This window comes from Dyella sp. 01N36 (genome assembly GCF_056399745.1).
In genome coordinates, this window is sequence record NZ_JBFTRY010000178.1 from 1 (window position 1) to 6902 (window position 6902).

The following is a 6902-nucleotide window of genomic DNA, read 5'->3' on the forward strand; positions in this document are numbered from 1 at the left end:
CACCAGCATCGTCAGCAAGGCGAGCTGCTCCTCGGTGCAGGAGGTGTCGGAGATGAACGACCTCAGGCATCACCAGATCAAGCCGGGGCAGGTGCTCAAGTTGCCGACTTGTCGGTGATGACTGCGCCTTAGCCATCGCAACAACGAAAAACGCCGCCTTTGAGGGCGGCGTTTTTTCATGGGCGAGTGGGAGGACTCAGGCCGCGGCAGGCGCCTGCATCCAGGTCTGCATGGGATCGGCGCGATGATCTTCCTTCAGCCCGCGCAGCAGCCGCATCAGGTCGCGGTGGTGCGGCTGCAGGTTCGGGTGCGGGGTGTTCTTGGTCTCGTGGTAGGCCACGGCCAGCCACAGTGCGATGCCGCGCATGGCCACCTCGGGGTTGTCCGAGCGTGCGCGGGCAAGGCCGATCTCGGTGCCCTGGCCCCAGGGCAGGTAACGCTCTTCCGGGGGCGTGCCGTACAGATGCGGAAAGTCGCCGCGCGAGGCCTGGCCGATTTCGCGTAGCGCCATGGTGCCGAGGCGGGCGCGGCTGCGCTTGGGCAGGGCATGGATCTGGCGCTCGATTTCGCGCAGCTGCCTGCCTAGCTGGCGACTGCGGTTCATCGCGATGAGTCGGGTGACGATGCGCATGGACGGTCCTCGGTCTGGCCTGGGGATGGCGCTCGCGCAGGGGCGTCGCCGAGCGGGAGCATAGCCGCGCCCGGCGCGGGGAATGCGCCAAAAAGGTCACAAAACGACGAAACGCGTCACTCGCGGCGTCAATAAATTGACGGGCGGCTTGCTTAAGCCCCGACTTCCACGCCCAGGCGCTGGCCCACCTGCACATGCTGCTGCGAGGCCAGCTGATCCAGTTCCGCCATGCCTTCGGGGAACAGCATGATCACGGTCGAGCCCATATTGAAGCGGGCCATCTCGGCGAATCGCTCCAGCGTGATCTGCTGGCCGGCGAACGACTTGCGACGGATCGACGAGGCATACGGCGGTATCACCAGCCCGTCCCATACGGTGGCCACGCTCGAGACCAGGATGGCGCCCACCATCACCACCACGAACGGGCCGTGCTCGCCATCGAAATGGCAGACCAGCCGCTCGTTGCGCGCGAACAGGCGCGGAATCGCTTCCACTGCAAACGGTGCGACGCTGAAGATGCGGCCGGGCACATGCACGGTCTCCTTCAACGTTCCCTTCAGCGGCATGTGCACGCGGTGATAGTCGCGCGGCGACAGATAGATGGTCGCGAAGCGCCCGTTGCGATACGGCGTGGCACTGGCCTCGTCGCCGAGCAGTTCGGCGGCGGTGTACTCCTGGCCCTTGGCCTGGAAGATGCGCCCATCAACGATCTTGCCCATCTGGCTGATCTTGCCGTCGGCCGGYGAAATCAGGGCCTTCGGATCAGCATCGGCACGGCGTGCATCGGCCCGCAGCTTGCGGGTGAAGAACGCATTGAAGTGCTGGTAGGCGAGCGGATCGGGCTGCGCCGCCTCGGCCATATTGACCTGATAGTTGCGCACGATGGTGCTGATCAGGAAGTTCTTCCACGGCTTGAAGGTCCAGCGCGTGGCCCAGTAGACCACCCGCGACAGCGCGCGGTGGGGCAGGATGTATTGCAGGAGTACGTTGAAGGTCATCCCGCAAGTATGAACGATGACGGCGTCGATTGCCTCGGGCCGGGGCGCATCGGGGAAGGTCGGCGACCGGGCGGGCCGCCGACCTTCGTTTCTTAGTGACCTGACCCCAGCAAAGCCCAGCCGGTCGGATAGCTGGCGATGGCGGTGGCCTGCCAGATGTTGCTCCCGGGCGTGAAGGCCCCGTACGTACTCGTGTACCAGGTCAGGCGTCCCGGCGCCTTCGGCGTGGTGGCCGCGTTGGCGGTGTCGTTGCCCCAGAGCAGCACGGCTTCGTTCGCTCCATCCATATTGCCGGTGGCGCCCAAGTAGTCACCCTGGTTGATCGGCAGGCTACGGATGGCATTGAACGTGGTCAGTCCTACATTGCCTTGCTGGTCGTAGTAGCGTACCCATTCGTACTGCGTGAACTGCATAGCGGCATCGTTCTGCACATACACGTTGATGCCGCCGCCGTCGCCGGCGAGAGCCGTCCCGATGATGTGACCCTGCGGGTCGTAGTTGCCCAGGAAAGTGGACATGAAGCCCGAATCCGTGCCTGCCCATAGGTAGACGTCATGGGCGTCGCTGGTCCACAGCAGGTCCAGGTGATTGGATAGCAGGAAGTGTCCGAACCCGGCCACGTGATAGCCGCAGGTCGCCTTGATTACCTTTCTTTCCAGCACGGTGGCGCCTTGCATGCGCCAGTAGCCGAACTCGCACTTGCTGTCGTTCCACCACAGCAGATCGGCGTTGTTGTCGCCGTCGATGTCGCCTGCGCCCAGCAACTGCCAGCCTTCCGGGTACGTGCCGATGTGGGTGGAGTCGAAGCCCGTACCGTTGGATGCCCACAAGAAGAGTTTGCGGTCGGCGTTGGTGAGTACCAGGTCGACCATGCGATCGCCGTTGAGGTCGCCCGTGGCGCCGACGTAATAGCCGGCGGGCACGTGAAATGCCTTGCGTGCGCCTGCGATGTACGGCTGGGGATAGGTGTCGCCCCAGCCTGACAGCCAATAGCCCACCTCATTTTTCTCGGCGTTGACCCAGAGCAGGTCACTCAGGCCGTCACCATCGACGTCGTTTGGCGCGACATAGGAGTAGTCCGCGCGAAACACTTCATTGGCTTCCTGCAGAAAAGCAGGCCAGGGCGTCACCGCCGTTGAGCCACCCGTGTCGGTTTGCGCCATCGCAGGCATAGAGAAACCCGCAGCCAATGCGGCCGCGATGACCAGCTTCCTTACGTTCATGTTTTCCCCTTGTTGAGTGAGTGCGACCCAGCGGACAGGTCCCCTCCCATGGCTGGTCGCGGGCGGATTTTTGCGAGCGCGCTCGGCGGCCCACAATTGGCCAAAGGGGGTGCTGGCCGCTAACTGTGAATTCCATCCACTTTTGGACGGCCGGGGTGGCCCCCGGCAGCAGCGGGCGGCCGCTGGCCGGCAGCGGCTATACTGTGCGACCCCTTCACGCCCATGTGCCCGCCGTGACCCACGAACTCGCCTCCATCATCGACTTCATCCGCTACGGCGCCAGCCGCTTTTCGGCGGCCGGGCTGACCTTTGGGCACAGTCACGACAATCCCATCGACGAGGCCACCCATCTGGTGCTGGCGAGCCTGCACCTGCCGCCGGATATCCCGCCGGCCTATGGCGCGGGCCGGTTGACCAGCGAGGAGCGCGAGCGCGTGCTGGCGTTGATCGAGCGCCGCGTCAACGAGCGTCTGCCGGTGGCCTATCTGGTGGGTGAAACCTGGTTTGCCGGCCTGAAGTTCAAGAGTGATCGCCGCGCCCTGGTACCGCGTTCGCCGATTGCCGAGCTGATCGAGTCGGGTTTCCAGCCGTGGCTCGATCATCGCCATGTCGAGCGCGCCCTGGACCTGTGCACGGGCTCGGGCTGCATTGGCATCGCCATGGCAGAGTTCAATCCGGACTGGCAGGTCGACATCGTCGACATCAGCGATGACGCTCTGTCGCTGGCGCGCGAGAACATCGCGTTCCAGCACGTGGAAGGCCGCGTCGAGGCGGTGAAGTCGGACCTGTTCAACGGCCTGAAGGGCCGTCGCTACGACCTCATCGTGTCGAACCCACCGTATGTCACCGAAGACGAATACGCCGCGCTGCCGGGCGAGTACAGCCACGAGCCGAAGCTCGGCCTGACCTCGGGCGAAGATGGCCTGGACATCTGCGTGCGGATGCTCAATGAAGCGGCCGACTATCTCACCGAAGACGGCCTGCTGATCGTCGAAGTGGGCGAGAGCGAGCGTCAGCTGGGCGAGTTGCTGCCGGAAGTCCCGTTCGTGTGGATCGAGTTCAAGGTCGGCCCCATGGGCGTGTTCGCCCTGGAACGTCGCGACCTGATCGAGCACGCCGAGGCGATTCGCGCGGCGGCCGAGGCGCGCAAGGGTCGCTGAGCGATCATGCGGCTGACCACGGCGCGGTTGCGTATCGATGCCCTGCATGAGGGCGATGCGGCCGCGCTGTTTGGGTATCGCGCTGACCCCGAGGTGTCCCGCTACCAGGGTTGGTGTCCGCAGACGCTGGCCGATGCGGATAGTTTCATTCGAACCCAAATGGCACTGGATAAGCCGCCGCAGTGCCGCTGGTTTCAGCGCGCCATCCGTAGCAGCGATGACGGCGTGCTGCTTGGCGATGTTGGCTTCTGCCTCTCCGACGAACAGGCCGAGATCGGCATCACCATCGCGCCCTTTGCGCAGGGGCAGGGCTACGCCGGCGAGACGCTGCAGGCACTGTTCCATGCCTTGTTCGGCAGCCTGGCCGTCCATCGCATCTACGCTTCGGTCGACCCGCGCAATACGCCCAGCATGGCCTTGCTGGCGTCCGTCGGCATGCGCCAGGAAGCCCATTTCCGCGAGAGCCTGCTGTTTCGCGGCGAATGGGTGGACGACGTGGTGTTCGCCCTGCTGGCGCGCGAATGGCGCGATCGCGGCGTAAACGACGCAGGATTTGCTGCATCGCGCTAAGCTGTGGCGGTTATCCCGCAGACGATCGAGCCTCGTGTCCAGCAACTCCTTCGGCAAACTGTTCACCGTCACCACGTTCGGCGAAAGCCATGGTCCGGCCATTGGCTGCGTCATCGACGGATGCCCGCCCGGCCTGTCGATCGACGCGGAAGAGTTCCGCACCGATCTTGATCGCCGCGCCACCGGCAAGAGCCGCCACACCTCGCAGCGCCGCGAGGCGGACGAGGTGGAGATTCTTTCGGGCGTCTACGAAGGCAAGACCACCGGCACGCCGATCGCCTTGCTGATCCGCAACACGGATCAACGCAGCAAGGATTACGGCAATATCACCGAGACCTTCCGTCCGGGACACGCCGATTACACCTATTGGCAGAAATACGGCATCCGCGATCCGCGTGGTGGCGGTCGTTCCTCGGCGCGCGAAACCACCATGCGCGTGGCGGCTGCGGTCATCGCCAAGAAGTGGCTGGCCGAACGCTACGGCGTGCGCGTGCGCGGTTATCTCGCGCAGATCGGCGATATCACGCCCGGTTCGTTCGACTGGGATGTGGTCGAGCAGAATCCATTTTTCTGGCCCGATGCACACGAAGTGTCCACGCTGGAGTCGTACATGGATGCGCTGCGCAAATCCGGCGACTCCGTCGGCGCGCGCGTGAACGTGGTGGCCGACGGCGTGCCGCCGGGCTGGGGCGAGCCGATCTACGGCAAGCTCGATGGCGACCTCGCCTCGGCGCTGATGTCGATCAACGCGGTGAAAGGCGTGGAGATCGGCGATGGCTTCGGCGTCGTGGCCCAGCACGGCAGCCAGCATCGCGACGAGATGGCGATGGACGGCTTTGCGTCCAATCACGCCGGCGGCATTCTCGGCGGCATCAGCACGGGGCAAGAAGTCTTGGCCTCGATCGCGCTCAAGCCGACCTCGAGCATTCTTATTCCCGGCCACAGCGTGAATCTGGCGGGTGAGGCGGTGGACGTGGTGACCAAGGGCCGCCACGACCCCTGCGTCGGCATCCGCGCCACGCCGATCGCCGAGGCGATGATGGCGCTGGTGCTGATGGACCACGCGCTACGCCATCGCGCCCAATGCGGCGACGTGGGCGAGGTATTGCCGCGTATTCCCTGAGCTCTCCCGGTCTCTGTTGGGGCCGGGCCCCGTACGAAGAAGATCGTTGATGACTGCCAAACCGAAAGTCTGGGTATCGCGCCCCCTGTTTCCCGATGTGCTGGCCCGCCTGGCCGAATACTTCGACGTCGACGCGGAAGCTGTGGAGCATCGCCACTCGGCCGATGAGCTCAAGCACAAGCTTGCCGGCGTCGATGCGGCCATCGTCGGCCTGGCCGATCGCATCGATGCCGGCGTGCTCGAGGGCAATACGCGTCTGAAAGTGGTCGCCAACCTTGGGGTGGGCTACAACAACCTGGATGTGGACGCGCTGACCCGCGCCGGCGTCCTCGCCAGCAACACGCCGGACGTATTGAACGAAAGCGTCGCCGACTACGCCTGGGCGCTGATGCTCGCCGCGGCCCGTCGCGTGGGCGCCGCCGAACGCTGGCTGCGGGCCGGACAGTGGCCGGGCAGCAATATGCGTTTCGACGACTGGCTAGGCCTGGACGTGCATGGCCGCACGCTGGGCATCCTGGGTATGGGCCGGATCGGGCAGGGTATTGCCCGCCGCGCTGCGGGCTTCGATATGCGCGTGCTCTATCACAACCGCTCGCGCCTCCCCGAGCTGGTCGAGCGCGAGTGCCAGGCCACCCTGGTCAGCAAGGCCGAGCTGTTGCGCCAGGCTGATTACCTGGTGCTGGTGCTGCCGTTCACGCCGGAGAACCGCCATGCCATCGGCGCACCGGAGCTGGCCCAGATGAAGCGCTCGGCGGTGCTGGTGAACATCGCCCGCGGCGGCATCGTCGATGATGCGGCGCTCGCGCTGGCGCTGCGGGAAGGTAAGCTGGCGGCGGCCGGACTGGACGTGTTCGAGGGCGAGCCGGCCGTGCATGCGGACCTGCTGGCGCTCGACAACGCCGTGCTCAGCCCGCATATCGCCAGCGCCAGCGAAGAAACCCGCCGTGCGATGGCCAACCTGGCGGCGGACAATGTGATCGCAGCGCTTGGCTTGGGCGAGGCGGCGGGAAAACCGCCGACCGCGCTCAATCCGGCGGTTTTGGCACGCTGGTCTGCACATAAAGCGTGATGACATTCACGCCCGCGCGTGTCGCAGGTTGTTTTGCGCGCCGCCCCGGCTAGATTTCCGCTGAAGCGGAGATCGGGGACGGTTTTCCGATTCCTCCTACCTGATTACGGAACATGAGCAAGAAGAGC

7 protein-coding genes are annotated in these 6902 nt (G+C 65.1%); 4 read left to right on the forward strand and 3 right to left on the reverse strand.

The window, feature by feature from the left end; all coding sequences use genetic code 11:
- Nucleotides 1-196 precede the first annotated feature (196 nt).
- The 3 genes from AC1DMG_RS18220 to AC1DMG_RS18230 form a co-directional block, all read right to left on the reverse strand.
- Nucleotides 197-631 carry a hypothetical protein gene (locus AC1DMG_RS18220; RefSeq protein ID WP_441603480.1) on the reverse strand — a complete coding sequence of 145 codons (435 nt, stop codon included), beginning with the start codon at nt 629-631 and terminating at the stop codon, nt 197-199.
- Between the two features lie 152 nt (nt 632-783).
- On the reverse strand, nt 784-1629 hold the full coding sequence (gene asd, locus AC1DMG_RS18225) for an archaetidylserine decarboxylase (protein ID WP_441603479.1): 846 nt from the start codon (nt 1627-1629) through the stop codon (nt 784-786).
- Between the two features lie 92 nt (nt 1630-1721).
- Nucleotides 1722-2852 carry an FG-GAP repeat domain-containing protein gene (locus AC1DMG_RS18230; RefSeq protein WP_477177883.1) on the reverse strand — a complete coding sequence of 377 codons (1131 nt, stop codon included), beginning with the start codon at nt 2850-2852 and terminating at the stop codon, nt 1722-1724.
- Between the two features lie 233 nt (nt 2853-3085).
- Here AC1DMG_RS18230 and prmB point away from each other — a divergent pair, with 233 nt between their 5' ends.
- From prmB to AC1DMG_RS18250, 4 genes are read left to right on the forward strand one after another with little or no spacing between them, the layout of a single operon-like run.
- Nucleotides 3086-4012 (forward strand): 50S ribosomal protein L3 N(5)-glutamine methyltransferase, encoded by a 927-nt coding sequence (prmB, locus tag AC1DMG_RS18235; protein WP_441603477.1) that lies wholly within the window; start codon nt 3086-3088, stop codon nt 4010-4012.
- 6 nt (nt 4013-4018) lie between these two features.
- Nucleotides 4019-4582 carry a GNAT family N-acetyltransferase gene (locus AC1DMG_RS18240; protein WP_441603476.1) on the forward strand — a complete coding sequence of 188 codons (564 nt, stop codon included), beginning with the start codon at nt 4019-4021 and terminating at the stop codon, nt 4580-4582.
- 34 nt (nt 4583-4616) lie between these two features.
- Nucleotides 4617-5705: a chorismate synthase gene (gene aroC / locus AC1DMG_RS18245; protein WP_441603475.1), complete on the forward strand. Its 1089-nt coding sequence runs from the start codon at nt 4617-4619 to the stop codon at nt 5703-5705.
- 49 nt (nt 5706-5754) lie between these two features.
- Nucleotides 5755-6774 carry a 2-hydroxyacid dehydrogenase gene (locus AC1DMG_RS18250; RefSeq protein WP_441603474.1) on the forward strand — a complete coding sequence of 340 codons (1020 nt, stop codon included), beginning with the start codon at nt 5755-5757 and terminating at the stop codon, nt 6772-6774.
- The last annotated feature ends 128 nt before the right edge of the window (nt 6775-6902 follow it).

Coding starts and splice junctions, on each gene's coding strand:
- AC1DMG_RS18230 (WP_477177883.1), bottom strand. CDS start 2,852: ATGAACGTAAGGAAGCTGGTCATCGCGGCCGCATTGGCTGCGGGTTTC.
- AC1DMG_RS18220 (WP_441603480.1), bottom strand. CDS start 631: ATGCGCATCGTCACCCGACTCATCGCGATGAACCGCAGTCGCCAGCTA.
- AC1DMG_RS18250 (WP_441603474.1), top strand. CDS start 5,755: ATGACTGCCAAACCGAAAGTCTGGGTATCGCGCCCCCTGTTTCCCGAT.
- AC1DMG_RS18240 (WP_441603476.1), top strand. CDS start 4,019: ATGCGGCTGACCACGGCGCGGTTGCGTATCGATGCCCTGCATGAGGGC.